Annotated in this window: 18 protein-coding genes; 13 read left to right on the plus strand and 5 right to left on the minus strand. The window is 67.6% G+C overall.

What is annotated here, in order from left to right; genetic code table 11:
- Positions 1-43 precede the first annotated feature (43 nt).
- The 3 genes from glyA (at position 44) to MXA07_RS12320 (ending at position 3,169) form a co-directional block, all read left to right on the plus strand.
- Positions 44-1,291, plus strand: coding sequence for a serine hydroxymethyltransferase (glyA, locus tag MXA07_RS12310; protein ID WP_247728891.1), 1,248 nt, complete (start codon positions 44-46; stop codon positions 1,289-1,291).
- Between the two features lie 213 nt (positions 1,292-1,504).
- A complete protein-coding gene (locus MXA07_RS12315; protein WP_247728892.1) occupies positions 1,505-2,398 on the plus strand; it encodes a bifunctional methylenetetrahydrofolate dehydrogenase/methenyltetrahydrofolate cyclohydrolase in 894 nt (297 codons plus the stop codon).
- A 153-nt stretch (positions 2,399-2,551) separates the two neighbouring features.
- Entirely contained in the window at positions 2,552-3,169 is a 618-nt protein-coding gene (locus tag MXA07_RS12320) for a VOC family protein (RefSeq protein WP_247728893.1), read from the plus strand.
- Between the two features lie 17 nt (positions 3,170-3,186).
- On the opposite strand, the gene MXA07_RS12325 is transcribed toward MXA07_RS12320, so the two are convergent.
- Positions 3,187-3,909, minus strand: coding sequence for a DUF7117 family protein (locus tag MXA07_RS12325; RefSeq protein ID WP_247728894.1), 723 nt, complete (start codon positions 3,907-3,909; stop codon positions 3,187-3,189).
- Between the two features lie 148 nt (positions 3,910-4,057).
- Between MXA07_RS12325 and MXA07_RS12330 the strand changes: the two genes are divergently transcribed.
- From MXA07_RS12330 to MXA07_RS12345, 4 genes are all read left to right on the plus strand, one after another.
- Positions 4,058-4,522, plus strand: coding sequence for a DUF7528 family protein (locus tag MXA07_RS12330; protein WP_425492219.1), 465 nt, complete (start codon positions 4,058-4,060; stop codon positions 4,520-4,522).
- A 164-nt stretch (positions 4,523-4,686) separates the two neighbouring features.
- Complete coding sequence (locus MXA07_RS12335) at positions 4,687-4,833, plus strand: hypothetical protein (protein ID WP_247728896.1); 147 nt, start codon at positions 4,687-4,689, stop codon at positions 4,831-4,833.
- Positions 4,834-5,281: 448 nt separating this feature from the next.
- Complete coding sequence (locus tag MXA07_RS12340; protein ID WP_247728897.1) at positions 5,282-5,557, plus strand: PadR family transcriptional regulator; 276 nt, start codon at positions 5,282-5,284, stop codon at positions 5,555-5,557.
- 230 nt (positions 5,558-5,787) lie between these two features.
- Positions 5,788-7,155 (plus strand): class-III pyridoxal-phosphate-dependent aminotransferase, encoded by a 1,368-nt coding sequence (locus MXA07_RS12345; RefSeq protein ID WP_247728898.1) that lies wholly within the window; start codon positions 5,788-5,790, stop codon positions 7,153-7,155.
- Between the two features lie 85 nt (positions 7,156-7,240).
- On the opposite strand, the gene MXA07_RS12350 is transcribed toward MXA07_RS12345, so the two are convergent.
- The gene (locus tag MXA07_RS12350) at positions 7,241-7,564 is read right to left on the minus strand and encodes a ribbon-helix-helix protein (RefSeq protein WP_247728899.1); all 324 of its coding nucleotides are present in this window, start codon (positions 7,562-7,564) and stop codon (positions 7,241-7,243) included.
- A gap of 114 nt (positions 7,565-7,678) precedes the next feature.
- On the opposite strand from MXA07_RS12350, the gene MXA07_RS12355 reads away from it, so the two are divergent.
- A complete protein-coding gene (locus MXA07_RS12355; protein ID WP_247728900.1) occupies positions 7,679-8,602 on the plus strand; it encodes an HhH-GPD family protein in 924 nt (307 codons plus the stop codon).
- A 123-nt stretch (positions 8,603-8,725) separates the two neighbouring features.
- Here MXA07_RS12355 and MXA07_RS12360 read toward each other — a convergent pair whose 3' ends face one another.
- Positions 8,726-9,400, minus strand: coding sequence for a hypothetical protein (locus tag MXA07_RS12360; protein WP_247728901.1), 675 nt, complete (start codon positions 9,398-9,400; stop codon positions 8,726-8,728).
- A 354-nt stretch (positions 9,401-9,754) separates the two neighbouring features.
- Here MXA07_RS12360 and MXA07_RS12365 point away from each other — a divergent pair, with 354 nt between their 5' ends.
- The 3 genes from MXA07_RS12365 (at position 9,755) to MXA07_RS12375 (ending at position 12,750) form a co-directional block, all read left to right on the plus strand.
- Complete coding sequence (locus MXA07_RS12365; RefSeq protein ID WP_247728902.1) at positions 9,755-10,354, plus strand: DNA polymerase V family protein; 600 nt, start codon at positions 9,755-9,757, stop codon at positions 10,352-10,354.
- 341 nt (positions 10,355-10,695) lie between these two features.
- On the plus strand, positions 10,696-11,859 hold the full coding sequence (locus MXA07_RS12370) for a DNA-methyltransferase (protein WP_247728903.1): 1,164 nt from the start codon (positions 10,696-10,698) through the stop codon (positions 11,857-11,859).
- 159 nt (positions 11,860-12,018) lie between these two features.
- Positions 12,019-12,750 (plus strand): bifunctional helix-turn-helix transcriptional regulator/GNAT family N-acetyltransferase, encoded by a 732-nt coding sequence (locus MXA07_RS12375; protein ID WP_247728904.1) that lies wholly within the window; start codon positions 12,019-12,021, stop codon positions 12,748-12,750.
- Between the two features lie 7 nt (positions 12,751-12,757).
- Here MXA07_RS12375 and MXA07_RS12380 read toward each other — a convergent pair whose 3' ends face one another.
- Complete coding sequence (locus MXA07_RS12380; protein ID WP_247728905.1) at positions 12,758-13,177, minus strand: DUF2267 domain-containing protein; 420 nt, start codon at positions 13,175-13,177, stop codon at positions 12,758-12,760.
- Positions 13,178-13,328: 151 nt separating this feature from the next.
- On the opposite strand from MXA07_RS12380, the gene MXA07_RS12385 reads away from it, so the two are divergent.
- Both MXA07_RS12385 and MXA07_RS12390 read left to right on the plus strand, forming a co-directional pair.
- A complete protein-coding gene (locus MXA07_RS12385) occupies positions 13,329-14,507 on the plus strand; it encodes a redox-regulated ATPase YchF (RefSeq protein ID WP_247728906.1) in 1,179 nt (392 codons plus the stop codon).
- Between the two features lie 96 nt (positions 14,508-14,603).
- Entirely contained in the window at positions 14,604-16,292 is a 1,689-nt protein-coding gene (locus tag MXA07_RS12390) for a thiamine pyrophosphate-binding protein (protein WP_247728907.1), read from the plus strand.
- Between the two features lie 22 nt (positions 16,293-16,314).
- On the opposite strand, the gene MXA07_RS12395 is transcribed toward MXA07_RS12390, so the two are convergent.
- A complete protein-coding gene (locus MXA07_RS12395) occupies positions 16,315-17,745 on the minus strand; it encodes an FAD-binding oxidoreductase (protein ID WP_247728908.1) in 1,431 nt (476 codons plus the stop codon).
- Between the last annotated feature and the right edge of the window lie 19 nt (positions 17,746-17,764).

The following is a 17,764-nucleotide window of genomic DNA, read 5'->3' on the forward strand; positions in this document are numbered from 1 at the left end:
GTCGAAAGGTACACTTATGGAGCGGCCCGGTCGCTGTTCGACTATGGACCACGAGGTCACCAGGACCGCCGATCCGGCGGTCGCCGACGCGCTCGAGGCAGAGATCGATCGCCAGCGCTCGTCGCTACAGATGATCGCGAGCGAGAATCACGTCAGCGAGGCGGTGCTCGACGCCCAGGGGAGCGTCCTGACGAACAAGTACGCCGAGGGCTACCCGGGCGCGCGCTACTACGGGGGCTGCGAACACGCCGACACGGTCGAGAACCTCGCCATCGAGCGCGCGAAAGAACTCTTCGGCGCCGAGCACGTCAACGTGCAACCCCACTCCGGCACGCAGGCCAACCAGGCCGTCTACTACGCGATGCTCGACCCCGGCGACAAGATCCTCTCGCTCGATCTCAATCACGGCGGCCACCTCAGCCACGGCCACCCCGCGAACTTCACCGGCCAGCTCTACGAGGTCGAGCAGTACGAGGTCGATCCCGAAACGGGCTACCTCGACTACGACGGCCTGGCCGAGCAGGCGGCCGCGTTCGAACCCGACATCATCGTCTCGGGCTACTCCGCGTACCCGCGCGAGGTCGAGTGGACGGAGATCCAGGCCGTCGCCGACGAGGTCGGCGCGCTCCACCTGGCCGACATCGCCCACATCACGGGCCTCGTCGCCGCCGGCGTCCACGACTCGCCGGTCGGGATCGCGGACTTCGTGACCGGCAGCACGCACAAGACCATCCGCGCCGGTCGCGGCGGGATCGTGATGACGAGCGAGGCGTACGCCGACGACGTCGATTCGGCCGTCTTCCCCGGCGGCCAGGGCGGACCGCTCATGCACAACATCGCGGGCAAGGCCGTCGGCTTCGGCGAGGCGCTCGAACCCGAGTTCGAGGAGTACGCCCGACAGACCGTGGCCAACGCGAGGGCGCTCGGCGAGTCGCTCTCCGAGCGCGGCTTCTCGCTCGTCTCCGGGGGCACGGACAATCACCTCGTCCTCGTCGACCTCCGCGACTCGCACCCAGATACCTCCGGCGGCGACGCGGAGGACGCCCTCGAAGCGGCGAACGTCGTCCTCAACGCGAACACGGTCCCCGGCGAGACGCGCAGTCCGTTCGACCCGAGCGGCATCCGCGCGGGCACCCCAGCGCTTACGACGCGCGGGTTCGACGAGGACGACGCCCGCCTCGTCGGCGACCTGATCGCCCGCGTCGTCGACGCCCCCGAGGACGAATCCGTCCGGGAGTCGGTCCGCGAGGACGTCGAGACGCTCTGTGCGGAGAATCCGCTCTACGAGTGATCCGGGTCTGAACGGCGGCTCCGACGGGTAGTACGGTCGCGACGGATGAGTCGGCCACGACGAGTTCCGTTCGGTCTCCGTCGCCGTGTTCGGTCTCCGTCGTCACAATCAGACGGAGGTCCGAGACGAACCGATGCCAACGCGAGAGCCGGTCGCCCGCCGATTCGACGGGGCTTCGACAGTATCATTACCGTGCCAGTCCGCCGCCCTAGTATGACGGATATCATCGACGGGAACGCGGTCGCCGACGAGATCAAATCGGGGCTCGAAGGCGCGATCGAAACCCTGGCCGACGCGGGCGCGCGGCCCGGACTCGCGACCGTCCTGATGGGCGACGATCCGGCGAGTCAGACCTACGTGAACATGAAACAGCGTGACTGCGAGGAGGTGGGCATCGAGGGGCGCCACGTCGACGTCGACGGCGACGCACCGCCCGAGAGGCTGTACGAGCAGATCGACGCGCTGAACGACGATCCCGATATTCACGGCTACCTCGTCCAGGATCCGACGCCGGACCACGTCGATTACCGGGACGTGATCCGCCGGATCGCCCCCGAGAAGGACGTCGACGGCTTCCACCCGGAGAACGTCGGCCGACTGGTAGCCGGCGACGCCCGGTTTCGTCCCTGCACGCCCCACGGCGTCCAGAAGCTCCTCCAGGCGTACGACGTCGAGACAGAGGGCGCGGACGTGACCATCGTCGGCCGCTCGCGCATCGTCGGCAAGCCGCTCGCGAACCTGCTGGTCCAGAAGGCCGACGACGGCAACGCCACCGTGACGGTCTGTCACTCCCGAACGGAGGACCTCGCCGAGAAGACGCGCAACGCGGATATCCTCGTCGCCGCCGTCGGCGTTCCCGAACTGGTTGACGGCCCGATGGTCAGCGAGGGAACGGTCGTGATCGACGTCGGGATCAACCGCGTCGAGGACGACACCGAGAAGGGCTACGAACTCGTCGGCGACGTCGACTTCAAGAGCGTGAAATCCAAGGCGAGCCTGATAACGCCCGTTCCCGGCGGTGTGGGGCCGATGACCCGCGCGATGTTACTCTACAACACAGTGAAGGCCGCGAGCGTGCAGGAGGGTGTCGCCGTCGACCTGCCCTGACACCGCCCCGTCCGGCAACGCTGGTCGTCGCTACCGTCGTGGCGTCATCGTAGCCGGCACCGGTCGCCGGGTAGCCGGGTGCCGACCGCGTCGGTCGGCCGACAGCGTTCCGGCAAACACAGCTATTTCCCGTTTCGGGCCCCACTAGAGGGTATGAGCGACGAATCGATACCCGTCAGTGCGGAGCCGCCAGAGAGCCCGATGCGGACGACCGGCACAGATCACGTCACGATCTGGGGATCGAACGCCGAGGACACGATCGCGTTCTACCGCGACGTGCTGGGGATGCCGCTGGTGCTTCGCCAGCCCAACCTCGACGACCCCTCCCAGACGCACCTGTTCTTCGACACCGGCGACGGTCGCATCATCACGTTCTTCGTCGGAGATCGGCCCTCGAATCCACGACGGCAGGGCGGCGGCGTCGGCTCGGTCCACCACCTCGCGTTCCGGTTCGACCCGGAGCGATTCGAGGAGGTCATGGCGGCGCTGGACGACGTCGGACGCGGCTACAACGTCTTCGACCGGGGCATCTTCCAGTCGCTGTACACCCACGACCAGGACGGCCTGGTGATCGAACTCACCACCGACAAGTACGAGGTGCCCGACGACCGCCGGGGTGAAGTCCTGGCGACCGCCCAGCGACTCAGGGAGGAAGACGGCGCGGACTACGCGATGGATCGCCACCTCGAAGCCGCCCTCGAAGAGCTCGGCATCGAGGTGACGCGCCACGAACTGCCCGACGCGGCGACCGGGGTCGGCGGCGTCGAGTAAGGCGACGACCGACGGCATTACAGGGTCGCCGACAGCGTTTCGAGGTCGGCTTCGACGTCCGCGAGGGTGGCACCCCCGTCCCCTCGAATCGCGCTCCCGAGGGTCCGACAGGCGGTCAGCAACCGTTCGGCCGTCTCCGGGTCGATCTCGCCGTCGAGATGGTCCACCCTGACGGCGTGGTCGTCGAGGCGCTGTGCGAGGTCGGTGATCGCCGGGTCGGCCGACCGCTCGGCGGTCCACTTCCGGATGTCGCGGCGGTAGTCACGGACCGTCCGGGCGACGGCCAGGCCGCGAGCGCCGGCGAACGAAGCGGGGAGTTCGTCGGCCGGCGGTCGCTCGCCCGCATCGACCGAGCGGAGCAAGGAGAGGACGTACAGTTCCTCGTCTTCCGTCAGCGTGCGTTTCGAGGACGCGATCGCGGCGGCGTAGCGCAGTTCGAGGGCCCCGACGTACGTCTCGTCCACGGGGCGTACCGTTCCCTCCGATACGAATCCCCGGCGGGCGACGTACTCCCGACACGCTTGGCCGGCTCGCGTCGCCAGCTCGTCGGTCGACGACTCGGCGGCGTCCTGCCGGATGGGCTGTAAGTCGAGCGTCGCCGCCGCGTCGGTCTGCAGTTCGGGGTCGTCCGTGGCGACGCTCCGGGGACTCCCGCACGCCGGACACGCGATCTCGCCCGTCCGGCCGTAGGACCAGCGCGTTCCGCACTCGCGACACTCCCGTTTCCCGCGCACCTTCATGCCAGTCCGTAGGACCGGGACGCAGAAATGTGCCCCGACCGGCGGTGGGCGCCCGACCAACCGACGAGCCGACCGTCCCGACTGGGCAATCGTTTTACGCTCCGCGAACGATAGGTGCCGTCGATGACACGGAGCGCCCACACTCCTGATCGAGAAATTCTCCGCCGCTGATAGCACACCGACCGATCCACCGGTCGCCGTCGATCGCTCGAATGGCAGCGACGCCGTCGAACTCGCTCTCGGCACCACCGAACACACGCTCACAGCGGCCTGTGCCCGACGGTTGCGCGCCGAGCTCGCGGACGCGCTGAGCGAGAAACGGGAGTTCGCCAGGACGGTCGGTCGGCACCGGTCCGACGGGACGTACGTCGTCGAGCGTCGCGGGGCCAGTTCGAGCGGGCACCGCAAAGTGTTCGACTCGTTCGAGGCCCTTCGGTCGCTGTACCGATCGCTTCCCGAACGCGTCCGCGCGTCGGACCTCGACCGGGACGGCCTGACCGGGAGTCGACGACACGCGGTCCTCTGGCACTTCGTCGAGCACCCGGCCTTCGAGTGTGATCGAATCGCGAGACAACCGCTCACCGTCGTAAAGCGGGGTGACCGAGTCGAGTAGCGGTCGGTACCCGTCGACCTGCCACTGCGGTCGGGGCCGAACCCGGACGCCCGCACCCCGACGTTTAACATCGTCGTAGCGGGTAGCTTCCGGTGACACATGCGCGAATACTCGACCACGGCCGAGCTGACCGCGGCGGGGTCTGCCACCGGGAGGGGAGACCGATGAGAGACGAATCGGAGGTTCGGGAACAGTACGAGTTCCTCGCAGAACACTTAGAGAGCGAGGAAATGCGCCACGAGGGCGTCAAAGAGATGTTCACCTACTACAAACGAGCGCTGGGGTGGGTCCTCGAAGAGGAACACATGTGACTGCTGGAACCGGGGCGCATTCGATAGATACCACGAATGACACGTCGTCGACATACATGTCTGATAATCGATTCGTCGGACGACGTATCGTCCGCACTGACCGACCGGGTCCTCGGTACCTTCCGCATCACCTACAATTCGGGCGACGGAACCGTCACCGCCGTCGGACAATGTCGATACATTTAAGTAGAACGACGGACTTTGCTAGCGTGACGCTTCGCTTGGAGGGCCGAAGCGTCAGCGGGGACCAATTCAGGGCGGCAAGCGATCTCGCGACCCTTTTCAGGTCGCGAGGTTCGCTTTCCTGTTTCGACCAAGCTATCGAACAGCGGTGCCTGTAAACCTCCATAAGTATTTTGACAGAAGCGGTTTCATTCACCCGACGATCGGAGGGTCAGATCCGATAAACTTATTTAATTCAGACAATAAGTGGGGGTAGTACTTATCCATGTACGACCTCACCGGATTCCAGCGCGACCTGCTGTACGTCATCGGGGGCAACGACGAACCGCACGGGCTCGCGATCAAGGAAGAGCTCGAGACCTACTACGAGAGCGAGATCCACCACGGGCGATTGTATCCCAATCTCGACACGCTGGTCGACAAGGGCCTCGTCGAAAAAGGGCAGCGAGACCGGCGGACGAACTACTACACCGTCACCCGTCGCGGCGTACGCGAACTCGAGGCCAGGCGAGAGTGGGAAGGCCAGTACGTCGACCTGTAGCGGCCGTTCAATCGAGGAGGTTCCTCGGCGCGTGCAGTCGGGTCGATCGTCGAACGACGGGGAGGGTCGGTTCGTCACAGCCGGCGAGGTTCGCCTGGAATCGGTTGTCGGGTCGCGGGTCAGGGCTGTCTCACTCCGAATCGCGTCGTCCATCGAAGGCACCGACCGGATCCGCTGGAACGTGACGCCGACAACGAACGTTTTTTGCACCGGGGCCACCCATCTCGACTATGGATCGTGATACGGTCGAGCCGGTCGTGGACGACGTGCCGGGGTCGCGAGCGCAGCAGTGGGCGGAATATCACCACCGGTTCGCGGCGCCGAGTACGTACGTCTACGAGTTCGTCTGGGATTCGACAGCCGACGCGACGGGGCCGTTCTGCACGGACGTCGACGGCAACGTGCTGCTGGATTTCACCAGCCACGTCGCCGCGTCGCCCCTGGGCTATAACAACCCGACATTGCAGTCGAAGCTCGACGCGATCGACCTGCCGGATCCGACGAAGATCGCCGGTCAGGACTTCTACGTCAGCAGCGACTGGCCGCCGGAGTCGAGCGAGGTGCCCGGCCCCAGCGAACTGATGGATCGGCTCACCCAGCTCACCGATCACTACGACATGGACACCGTCTTCCTCTCGAACTCCGGGGCCGAGGCGGTCGAGAACGCGATCAAGATCTGCTACGCTCGCGGCGGCCACCGCGGCGTCACCACCGAGGGCGCCTTCCACGGGCGTACCCTCGGTGCGCTCTCACTCAACCGCTCGAAAGCGGTGCACCGAAAAGGCTACCCGGAGGTTCCCGGCATCGTCTCGATCCCCTATCCCTCGACCGACGAGGTCTACGAGTCACGCTGGCGAACCGACGGTCCGGGCGGCAACGTCCTCGCGGACAAACTCCACCCCGAGCGCGGCGTCATCGACGCCGACGAACTCGCCTACGTCATCCTCGAACCGATCCAGGGCGAAGGGGGCTATCGGCCCGCCCACCCCGAGTTTGCGCGCGACATCGAGGCCATCCGCGACCGGTACGACGTCGCCGTCATCGCCGACGAGATCCAGTCGGGATTGGGACGGACGGGCGAGTTCTGGGGCGTCGACCACCTCGATCTCACGCCGGACGTCATCACGAGCGCGAAGGGCCTGCGCGTCGGCGCGACGATCTCCCGCTCCGACGTCTTCCCCGAAGAGACGGGTCGCATCTCCTCGACGTGGGGCGCCGGCGACCTCGTCTCGAGTCTCCAGGGTGCACTCACGATCGACGTCATCCACGAGGAGAATCTCCTTCAGAACGTCCGCGAGCGCGGGCGCCAGCTCACGGAGACCATCGTCGACGCCGACCTGCCGGGCGTCGTCAACGTTCGCGGTCCCGGGTTGATGGTCGGTGTGGAGTTCGACGAAAAAGGTCGACGCGAGGCCGTCGTCGAGGCCGCGATGGAGCGCGGACTGCTCACCCTCGGCTGTGGCTACAAGACGCTCCGGTTGCTCCCGCCGCTTGACGTCACCGAGCGCGAGATCGAGCTCGGCGCCGACCTGCTCGCGTCGGCCGTCGAGTCAGTCGCCGAGACGAAGCCGGTCGCGTCCGCGGACGGCGGGACCTGAACCCGTCCGACGGGAGCCGTTCCGATCGACCGTCCGTCCGGCGCGGCGACGGCCACACTGGATCGTCGGGTTCTGCGCGCTCGAATCAGAACTGATAGCGCCGCTCGTCGTCGAGCTGGGGATACTGGTCCGCGCCCGACATCTCGTCGTAGGTCATCCCGGAGAGGTACTCGTCGTAGGTGACGTCGAAGCCCGATCGGAGGTGGAAGTCGAGCCGACCGGTCTCGACCGTCGTCTGAAAGAGCATGTGCACCGCGCGCCGGAGGAGTTCGTCCGTCTCCTCGAGGTCGAGCGCCGCCTCGAGCATGGCGAGTTCGGTTCGCGTCTCCCGGTCGAGCGAGACCGCACACTCCCCGCCGAGGTCACCGTAGTTCGATTCGACGGCGTCCGTCAGATCGTCGAGGCCCATACCCGGAGCACGAGGCGAGGACTAATGGGTTTCGCGATTCGGACCACAGGGCTGCGTGAAACGCTCGCCGCGGACCATCACGCCTAAACGGGCGTCGGCCCAACGGACCGCCGGATGAGCGACGCCGCCGCGGCCGATGCCCTGCCGGAAGAGACCGACGCCGTTCGGACGGCGCTGATCGAGTGGTACGAGCGCGATCACCGAGCGTTTCCCTGGCGCGAGACGGACGATCCGTACGCCATCCTCGTCTGCGAGGTGATGAGCCAGCAGACGCAACTGGATCGCGTCGTCGACGCATGGGAGGCCTTCCTCGATCGGTGGCCGACCGTCGACTCGCTGGCCGACGCAGACCGGGCCGACGTCGTCGGCTTCTGGAGCGACCAGCGACTCGGCTACAACAATCGGGCGCGCTACCTCCACGAGGCCGCCCGGCAGGTCGTCTCGGCGTACGACGGGTCGTTCCCCGACTCGCCCGCCGAACTCGAGGAGCTGATGGGCGTCGGCCCGTACACCGCGAACGCCGTCGCGAGTTTCGCGTTCGACGCGGGCGACGCGGTCGTCGATACGAACGTCAAGCGCGTCCTCTACCGCGCATTCGACGTCCCGGACGACGACGAGGCGTTCGAAGCGACGGCCGGACGGCTCATGCCCGACGGCCGGTCGCGGGTGTGGAACAACGCCATCATGGAACTCGGCGGGGTCGCCTGCGAGAAGACGCCGCGCTGCGACGAGGCCGACTGTCCGTGGCGCGAGTGGTGTCACGCCTACCGGACCGGCGACTTCACGGCCCCGGACGTGCCGACGCAACCCGAGTTCGAGGGGAGCCGCCGCCAGATGCGCGGACGGGTCGTGCGCGCGCTCGGCGAGCACGGGCCGCTGGACATCGACACGCTGGGCCACCGGGTCCGGGTCGATTACGCGCCGGACGGCGACCGCGGGCGGGCGTGGCTCCGCGATCTGCTTTCGGATCTGGCGGACGACGGACTGGTCGACGTCGACGACGGTGACGACGAGGGTCGGGTTCGCCTGCGACGGTGACGACGGTTCCGAACGGAGTCCTCCCGCCGGACGGATCGTGATGGGTTGCGTGGTCGCGAGGATCCCCCGGCGCAGCGACTCGGCAGAGCCGATCACTGCACCAACTCGAACGTGTCGTTCGACTTAGCTAGTCGGAACGGCTCGCAGGAACCGGTGTGTCCCGAGGACCGAACAGCACCAGAGACCGAACAGCCCGAAGAGGACGATCGGCACCTCGAGGCGAACGATCAGCTCGCCGAACGGGATCGACGTCGCGACGAACGCCGGCCCGTCGTACCAGGCGAGCAGGCCAAGAAACAGCCCGGCCAGGCTGTACAGCAGGGCCGGAATCGTCGCGGCGCGGAGTCGTTGCGAGTGGCGTCGGATCGATCGATCGGTCGTCCGTAGCCGCGTGAGCACCGACCAGTGGAGGAGGTGGCAGGCGAGGAGGCCGCCGCCGAGCAGGATGGTCGACACCGCGAGGCCGGGTGCGAACGCGAACGTCTCGACGGCGACGAGCCACCCGAGCCAGACGATCGCGTAGCACGTGGCGACGACGAGGCGGTGTGGACTGGGCCGGTCAATCGTCCAGGTCGGGCCCGCCGTCTCGCCGATGAGGCCGGTTCGAATCACCGCGCCGAAGACGAGAACCGTCAGGCCCGCAAGCACCGTGTACGGTCGTCGCGGTTCGAAGGCGACGAGGGCGAACCAGCACCCGACGAGCAGGGCGTCGACCAGCCCGACGACCATCGCGGCGCGAACGGCGAGTCCGCGCCGACCGGAAAACTCGCCGACGCGCGAGCCGCGCATGACGCTCATGCGACCACGACCACGCGGAACACGTTCGTTACCCAGTCCGTACCGGTCCCGATACGGTCGAACGCGTGTTCGTTCGGTCCGCCGGGCAACGCTGGCCGTGTGGACGGCGCCTCGAAGGCGAGTCCGGGTAATCGAGCCGAACGACGGGTTTCGACCGATCTCCGGGAGGGCTGACGGTCTCACCCGGCGATCCGGCACGTCTCGAAACCGGAACCGAGCGGTTCGTCCCGGCCGCACTTCGTCGGTGGTACGGGCAGCCTACGGCAGATCCGGACGTCGGTAACGAGCCGTTTCACTCGGACGGAGGTCGAAACGTGGCACAAAACTATGTCTCGGCACCGACAACGGCGGGGTATGACTGACGAGGGCGGTTCCAGCATGGCGGAGACGATCGTGAAAGAAGCAGTCGGCATGGGGCTCGAGTCGCCGATGCGCGACTCGATACTGGACGCCGTCGACGAGGCGGAGGGGCGCGGACCGTCGAGCGTGCTCCCGCTCGTGGGCGGGGCGCTGGCGGTCGGGGCCGGCATCGGCTATCTGCTCGGGACGCAGGAGGTCGCCACCCCGCGGCCGGAGGGCGAGTCAGTCCCGGTCGACCTGCCGGCGAAAGAATCGGTGGCACCGGGCGAGGAAGCGGGCGAGCGCGAGACGGACGGTGGTGGCGGCCGGCTCGGCAAACTCCTCGCCCTTCTGGCGGTCGCGGCCGGGGTCGCGTACCTCAATCGCCGCCGGAGCGAGTCCGAGGAGGGCTGGGAACCGGTCGAGGAGATCGATTCGGCCGTCGACGAGGTCGGCGAGGACGTCGAAGCCGCCGTGACCGGAGACGAGGAGGGAGGGGGCGACGTCTCCGGCGAGGAAGAGACGGACGAAGACGGGGACGCGGGGATGGAGTCCGATGACGGCGAGGAAACCGGCGCCGACGAGACGTCGGCGGACGAGGAAACGGAGGAGTAAGTCGACGCGACCGCGACGTCGGTGAGTCCGCGGCGGCTCCCGAACCGAGTCTGCGACATACCACGTGTGCTGGTCGGAGATCCCGCTTGCGCAGTCAGAGTGATCAGCGAACGGTCCGGGGCGGATCCACCCGCCCGGCCCGTAGCGAGGCCACCCACGTACTCGGTAGCGAAGCTACCTGCGCAGTCCGGGGGACGATTTGCCGAGTTGGCGATTCCGTGCAATACTGTCAGCTGAAGCGCTGAGACGCAGCGGCAGGTCCGGGAAGTGCCAGAGCGGGACCGGGGTCGGTGTCCGACGGGACGATAGAGCTAAGGAGGAGACGGCGACAGCTTTGCCCGATGGAGACGACCCATCGCGTCGTGACGGGTGATGCGCGAGCGCTCGAGACGATCGAGGACGGCTCGGTGGAGCTGGTCGTCACGTCGCCTCCCTACCCGATGATCGAGATGTGGGACGAGCTGTTCGCCGAGCTCGATCCGGCGATCGGCGACGCGCTCGAGGCGGGCGACGGCCGGGCGGCGTTCGACGCGATGCACGCCCAGCTCGATCGAGTCTGGGCGGAGGTCGATCGCGCCCTGGTCGAGGGCGGCATCGCCTGTATCAACGTCGGCGATGCGACGCGCACGATCGACGGCACGTTCCGCGTCTACCCGAACCACGCCCGCATCCTGGAGGCGTTCGACGCGCGCGGGTACGACCTCCTCCCGGACGTCCTGTGGCGAAAACCGACAAACAGCGCGGCGAAGTTCATGGGCAGCGGCATGCTACCGCCCAACGCATACGTCACGCTCGAACACGAGCACATCCTGATCGTCCGCAAGGGCGGCGGTCGACGCTCGTTCGAGCCCGGCGCGGACCGCCGGTACGAGGCGGCGTACTTCTGGGAGGAGCGAAACCGGTGGTTCTCGGACCTCTGGACGGACGTCCGCGGCGAGTTACAGGAACTGCCCGGCAGTCCCGATCGCGAGCGCTCGGCCGCGTTTCCGCTCGAGATTCCGTACCGCCTCTGCTGTATGTACAGCGCCTACGGCGACACCGTCCTCGATCCGTTCTTCGGCACCGGAACGACGTCGCTCGCCGCGCTGTGTGCGGGCCGACACTCCGTCGGCTACGAACTCGATCCGGGGTTCGTCGAGCACTTCGACGACCGCGTCGACCGCGCACCCGCGCTCTCGTCGTCGGTGACGAAGCGTCGGCTTCGACGCCACCGCTCGTTCGTGGCCGATCGCCGTGCCGACGGCGACTCGCTCGCCTACCAGTCGGTTCACTACGACGTCCCGGTGCGGACGAAACAGGAACGCCAAATCAGATTCTACGCGGTCGACGACGTGGACGTCGAGGACGACGGGACGGCGGTGACCTATCGTGCGACGCACGAACCGGTCGGGCCGGTCGATGCGGAGATCGACGCCGACGATTCGATCGACGCCGACGACGCGGGCGGTTCGGCGGGCTCGACCGATCGCACCGATTCCGAGGACGCGGCCGGTACCGGCGAGTAGGACGGCCACGGTGGGATGACGGATCAGACGGCGCGTACCGACGGGTCGAACGACGACTCGTTCGTCGAACCGATCAACCGCGTCGCTGACCGGTCGGGTCGCGTCAATTCCACGCCGGACCTGCAAACAGTTAAGTATTGAGGTGGGTTATCGAGTAGCATGGGAATTTCCGACAGCCTGGCGTTCGGGCACGTCGATCGAGAGCGAGTGTACCAGTACGTCGAACGGCACGGGACCGCCACGCTCGAGGAACTCGAATCGTCCCTGTCGGTCGACCCCGGCGGACTCAGACATCACGTCGCGATACTCAAGCGCGACGGCTACCTGGAGGAGGACGACGGCACCTATCAGGTCGCCCTCGACGCGGGCGCCGAAGAGGAGTACGAGGCCGAATCCTTCGCCTTCCACATCCGACCGGCTCGCCAGGAGGACCTGGCCGGAATCGTCGGGGCGATCCGGCAGGTGGCCGAGGAGCGCACCTACATCGTCGCCGAGAGCGTCGCCGACGAGGTGGACCACCAGGAGGCCCTGTTGCGCCACAACGAACTCGAATCGCGCATGTTCTTCGTGGCGACGATCGAGGACGAGGTCGTCGGCTGGGTCCACCTCAACGCGCCGGAGCTCGAGAAGTTGAGCCACACCGCCGAACTCACCGTCGGCGTCATCGAGGAGTATCGCGGCCACGAGATCGGCTCTCACCTGCTCGCCCGCGGGCTCGAGTGGGCGGGGACGAACGGCTACGAGCGGGTCTACAACAGCGTGCCATCGACGAACGAAACGGCCGTCGCGTTCCTCGAATCCCACGGCTGGGAGACCGAAGCCGTCCGCGAGGACCACTACAAGATCGACGGCGAGTACGTCGACGAAGTGATGATGGCCGTCTCGCTCTGATCCCGGCTCACTCCTCCGGATTCGGGCCGGCCGTCGCCTCGGTCTCCTGCAGGACGAACAGGTCCTCGTACTCGGCCGGGAGCTGGTCTTTGAGTTTCTCCATCGAGCTCTCCGGGATGACCTCGTCGACCACCTCCATCACGACGCGGGCGCGGTATATCACGTCCTCTCTGTCCTCGCTACCGACTTGCTCCCGATCGGCCACGCGATCGACGAATTCGTCCCAGCCGAAGGATTCGACCTCGTCGACCTTCTCCAGGTGGCGACCGATCTCCTCGGGAAGTTGCGCACCGACGTTCTCGGCCTGCCCGGGCTGGATCCGCTCGCTGAGCGTCGTCAGCGTCGCCCGCGTCGTGCTGAGGGCGGCTTCCCGAGAGTCGAGCTGTGCTCGGTGCTGGACGTCGCCGATAAATTCGTCGTACTGCATAGTCGGACGTTCAGCGGTGGCTTCCGTCAGTCTGCTACCGTCAAGCGAAAGCACGGATCGGTTTCGGACGAGGATATCGTCCGCCGCGGATCCGCCCGGCCGAATCCGGGATATCGAAAGACAGTTCTCCGTGATCCGGTAAGGGACTGGCATGCTTTCGATCGCGCTTGCCGGGAAGCCGAACGCCGGCAAGTCGACGTTCTACACCGCGGCGACGATGGCCGAGGTGGACGTCGCCAACTACCCGTTCACGACGATCGACGCGAACCGCGGGGTGAGCTACGTCCGGACCGAGTGTCCCTGCCTCGAGCGCGAGGAGCGCTGCAACGCGGACAACTGCGAGGACGGCAAGCGCTACGTCCCCGTCGAGCTGATCGACGTGGCCGGGCTCGTCCCCGGCGCCCACGAGGGGAAGGGCCTGGGCAACCAGTTCCTCGACGCGCTCACGAACGCCGACGTGATCGTCAACGTCGTCGACGCCTCCGGCGGGACGAACGCGAAGGGTGAACCCGTCGACGTCGGCTCGCACGACCCGCTCGAGGACATCGACTTCGTCGAGGAGGAGATGGACCTCTGGCTCGCCGGGATCGTCGATCGGAACTGGGAAGGCGTCGAGCGGGCCTCCCGCTCGCCCGACTTCGACCTCGACGACGAACTCGCGGAGATGCTGTCGGGATTCGGCGCCGGGCCGACCGAGATCGCGACGATCCTGCGCGACCTGGAGTACCCCGACGACCCGATCCAGTGGGACGACGAGCACCGAGAGAACCTGGCGCGCGAGGTCCGCGCGACGACCAAACCGATCGTCGTCGCCGCGAACAAGATCGACGTCGCTCCGCAGGAAAACGTCGAGCGCCTGCTCGACCTCGATAAGCCGGTCGTCCCGACGACCGCAGAAGGCGAACTCGCGCTCAGACGGGCCGCCGAGAACGACCTCGTCGACTACGATCCGGGCGACGAGACGATCGACATCGGCGACGGCGTCAACGACGCCCAGCGGGAGGCGCTCGAGGACCTCGCCGACACGATGGCCGAGTGGGGCGGGACGGGCGTCCAGGCGGCGTTCGACTACGCGGTCTACGAGTTGCTCGACCACCTCACCGCCTACCCGGTGGAGGACGCGGCGAAGTGGTCGGACGGAAGCGGCAACGTCCTCCCCGACGCGTTCTTGCTCCCCGACGGCTCGACCCCGGTCGACCTGGCCTACGCCGTCCACTCCGACATCGGCGACGGATACCTCCACGCCGTCGACGCGCGCTCCTCGCGCGAAATTTCCGACGAGTACGAACTCGAGGAGGGCGACGTGATCAAGATCGTGTCGACGGCCTGAACCGGTCGGGACCGGAGCCCCAGACGAATTGCGGGGAGCGGGCGTTCGCTGCGACCGGCACACACCTTGATGTAAATTCGCCCCAGACGGGAGGACATGACCGAGACCACGGGCGCCGACCTCTTCGTCGACGCCCTCGAGGGGTACGGCGTCGAGTACGTCTTCGGGAACCCGGGAACGACGGAGTTGCCGGTCGTCGACGCGATCAGCGAGGGCGACCTCGACTATATCCTCGGGCTCCACGAGGACGTCGCGGTCGGCATGGCCGGCGGCTACGCCCAGGCGCGGCGGTATCACGCGCACCACGACCCGAACGTCACGCCGGTCGGCGTGGCGAACCTCCACATCGCGCCCGGCCTCGCTCACGGCCTCGGGAACCTCTACGCGGCGAAGATGGTCGGCGCACCGCTCGTCGTCACGGCGGGCAACCACGGCACGGATTTCCGCCACGAGGAGCCCATCCTCTCGGGCGACCTCGCTGCGATGGCCGACCAGTTCTGCAAGTGGTCCGACGAGGTGCTGGACGTCGCCGCCCTCCCGACGATGCTCCGGCGCGCGTTCCGCGTCGCGCTCGAACCGCCGACGGGACCGGTCTTCCTCGGCCTTCCGCTCGACGTGATGCTCGCCGAAACCGAGGCCGAACCGGAGCGGCTCGGGCCCATCCCGACCGCGGGCCCCGGCGACCCCGACGCGATCGAGGCCGCGGCGGACGCGCTGGTCGAGGCGGACAACCCGGTCATCGTCGTCGGCGACCACGTCGCCCGGGCGGGCGCGGATGCCGTCCAGGCCGCGGTCGACCTCGCGGAGGCGACGGGCGCACGCGTCCACGGCGAGATCCTCTCCTGCGAGGTGAACTTCCCGACCGCGCACCCGCAGTGGATCTCGCACGTGCCGCCTGACGAGGAGCTCGCCTCGACCCTGCTGTCGGCCGGGACGGTCCTGTTCGCGGGCTGTTCGACCAACACCACCCTGACCCGCCACGAGGAACCGCTCGTCCCCGACCGCGCGACCTGCCTGCACGTCAGCGACGCCGTCTGGGAGGTCGGCAAGAACCAGCCCGCCGACGTCGCCGTCGTCGGCGATCCGGGTCAGGCGCTTTCCGCCATCGCCGATCGGGTCGCGGATGGGCTCTCCGACGACGTCCGCGAGGAGCGCCTGGAGTACGTGGACGCCGTTTCAGAGATGGTCGAGGCCCAGATGGCGACGATGACAAGCGACGAACGGCCCGACGATCCCCGGGCGTCGAAGGCCCAGCTAGTCGACGCGATGGAGCGGGTCGCCGGCGACGCGTTCGTCGTCGACGAAGGCGTCACCTCGAAGTACGCGATGCTCACGCGGTGGTCGTTCGAACCGGAAGGGTACATCTCCAACAAGGGCGGCGGCCTGGGATACGGGCTCCCGGCCGCGGTCGGGGCCGCCCTCGCGGAACGAGACCGCGACGAGCCCCGGGACGTCGTCGGCTTCGTCGGCGACGGCTCGTACCTCTACTACCCGCACGCGATCTACAGCGCGGCCCGCTACGACCTCGACCTCACCGTCGTCGTCTCGGACAACCGAAACTACCGCATCCTGAAGGACAACACGCTCGATCTCATGGGCGGCGACGAGGACGACTACGCCTTCCCCGGCATGGACTTCGACCCACCGGTCGACCTCGCCGCCAACGCCGAGAGCCACGGCGCGCGCGGTAACCTGGTCGAGACGCCCGACGAGATCGAATCCGCGCTGGAGGAGGCCCTCGACCGCGAGGGCCCCGACGTGCTCGACGTGCTCGTCCACGATTGAGTGGTTCGGGTACCACTCGTGCTCACTCGCCGCTCGTCGGATCGCGAACCCGTCCGCCATCGACGGTCTCGGGAAAGATCTTTCCCGGATTCAGCGTGCCGGTCGGATCCAGGGCGCGCTTGATCGATCGCATAGCCTCGACCGCGCCCGACCCGTGCTCGAGATCGAGGTACTCGCGTTTTCCCCGGCCGATCCCGTGTTCGCCCGTGGCCGTCCCGCCCAGATCGATCGCCCGCTCGACGATCGCGGCGTACAGTTCCTCGCCGCGTTCGACCATCTCGGGATCGGAGCGGTCGACGAGAACGCTGTAGTGGAGGTTGCCGTCGCCGGCGTGGCCGAAGCAGGGCACGAGCAGGTCCGCCTCGTCGGCGAGGCGCTTGGCCTCGTGGACGATCTCGGGGTAGGCGCTAATCGGGACCGTCACGTCGCCCGGGTGAAGCGGATCGAGGGCAGCGTCGTAACTCGCGACGGCGTAGGCGAGGTCGCGCCGCGCCGCCCAGAGGTCGGCCATCTCGGTCTCCCCGGCACTCGTCTCGAAGCGGTCGAGGGCGTACTCCGCGAAGATCGTCCGGCAGAGCGCCACCTCCTCGTCGACGCCGTGGTTGGCGTGGAATTCGAGAAACACCATCGGCGCGTCGGGGAGGTCGCTTCCCAGGTACTCGTTGGCCATCATCCCGCTCAAGCCGTCGACGAGTTCGATGCGGGCGACGTCGACGCCCGACTGGACGACGTCCGAGACGGCTTCGGTGGCGGCGTCGAGCGTCTCGAAGATGGCGCGGGCGCCGCGCTTCTGGGCGGGACGTCCTGCCAATTCGAGCGTCGCCTCCGTGACGACGGCCAGGGTCCCTTCGCTGCCGACCAGTACGTCGGTCAGGTTGTACCCGCTCGAGGTCTTGACGGCCTTCGATCCGGTCCGGATCACCGTCCCGTCGGCCAGGACCGCCTCGAGACCGAGCACCCAGTCGGCGATCTCGCCGTACTTGACCGTCTGCATGCCGCTCGCGTCCGTCGCGATCATCCCGCCGATCGTCGAGATATCGCCCGAGGACGGCAACGGCGGGAAGAAGAGTCCGTCGCGAGCGACCCGGTCGTCGACCGCCGAGCCGATGATCCCCGGCTCGACGTCGATCTGGAAGTCGTCCGGGCGATACGCCACCACGGCGTCCATCCGCGTCAGATCGAGGCTGATGCCGCGGTGGGCCGGCACGGCGTTTCCCTCGAGACCGGTTCCGGCGGCGTAGGGGGTGACCGGGACGTCGCGTTCGGTCGCGGCGGCCAGCACGGCCGAGACGTCGGCCGTCGATTCGGGGTAGACGACAGCGTCAGGGAGCACGCCTTCGTCCAGCTGCGACGCGCCCCAGTCCGCCGCGTGGGACTCGCGGCGACCGTCGGCGACCGACACCTGGTCGTCCGCGAGATCGAGGGCCGAGAGGAACGACGTGTCGTGACTCATACGTGACCGTCACGCATAC

Source organism: Halovivax limisalsi (assembly GCF_023093535.1).
In the GTDB taxonomy this organism is placed as follows: Archaea; Halobacteriota; Halobacteria; order Halobacteriales; family Natrialbaceae; genus Halovivax; species Halovivax limisalsi.

Bases quoted from the DNA above. Each gene is read 5' to 3' on its own strand.
- MXA07_RS12340 (WP_247728897.1), top strand. From the start codon at position 5,282: ATGTACGACCTCACCGGATTCCAGCGCGACCTGCTGTACGTCATCGGG.
- MXA07_RS12390 (WP_247728907.1), top strand. From the start codon at position 14,604: ATGACCGAGACCACGGGCGCCGACCTCTTCGTCGACGCCCTCGAGGGG.
- MXA07_RS12370 (WP_247728903.1), top strand. From the start codon at position 10,696: ATGGAGACGACCCATCGCGTCGTGACGGGTGATGCGCGAGCGCTCGAG.
- MXA07_RS12315 (WP_247728892.1), top strand. From the start codon at position 1,505: ATGACGGATATCATCGACGGGAACGCGGTCGCCGACGAGATCAAATCG.
- MXA07_RS12395 (WP_247728908.1), bottom strand. From the start codon at position 17,745: ATGAGTCACGACACGTCGTTCCTCTCGGCCCTCGATCTCGCGGACGAC.
- MXA07_RS12355 (WP_247728900.1), top strand. From the start codon at position 7,679: ATGAGCGACGCCGCCGCGGCCGATGCCCTGCCGGAAGAGACCGACGCC.
- MXA07_RS12365 (WP_247728902.1), top strand. From the start codon at position 9,755: ATGACTGACGAGGGCGGTTCCAGCATGGCGGAGACGATCGTGAAAGAA.
- MXA07_RS12375 (WP_247728904.1), top strand. From the start codon at position 12,019: ATGGGAATTTCCGACAGCCTGGCGTTCGGGCACGTCGATCGAGAGCGA.
- MXA07_RS12385 (WP_247728906.1), top strand. From the start codon at position 13,329: ATGCTTTCGATCGCGCTTGCCGGGAAGCCGAACGCCGGCAAGTCGACG.
- MXA07_RS12325 (WP_247728894.1), bottom strand. From the start codon at position 3,909: ATGAAGGTGCGCGGGAAACGGGAGTGTCGCGAGTGCGGAACGCGCTGG.
- glyA (WP_247728891.1), top strand. From the start codon at position 44: ATGGACCACGAGGTCACCAGGACCGCCGATCCGGCGGTCGCCGACGCG.
- MXA07_RS12335 (WP_247728896.1), top strand. From the start codon at position 4,687: ATGAGAGACGAATCGGAGGTTCGGGAACAGTACGAGTTCCTCGCAGAA.
- MXA07_RS12350 (WP_247728899.1), bottom strand. From the start codon at position 7,564: ATGGGCCTCGACGATCTGACGGACGCCGTCGAATCGAACTACGGTGAC.
- MXA07_RS12380 (WP_247728905.1), bottom strand. From the start codon at position 13,177: ATGCAGTACGACGAATTTATCGGCGACGTCCAGCACCGAGCACAGCTC.
- MXA07_RS12345 (WP_247728898.1), top strand. From the start codon at position 5,788: ATGGATCGTGATACGGTCGAGCCGGTCGTGGACGACGTGCCGGGGTCG.
- MXA07_RS12320 (WP_247728893.1), top strand. From the start codon at position 2,552: ATGAGCGACGAATCGATACCCGTCAGTGCGGAGCCGCCAGAGAGCCCG.
- MXA07_RS12360 (WP_247728901.1), bottom strand. From the start codon at position 9,400: ATGAGCGTCATGCGCGGCTCGCGCGTCGGCGAGTTTTCCGGTCGGCGC.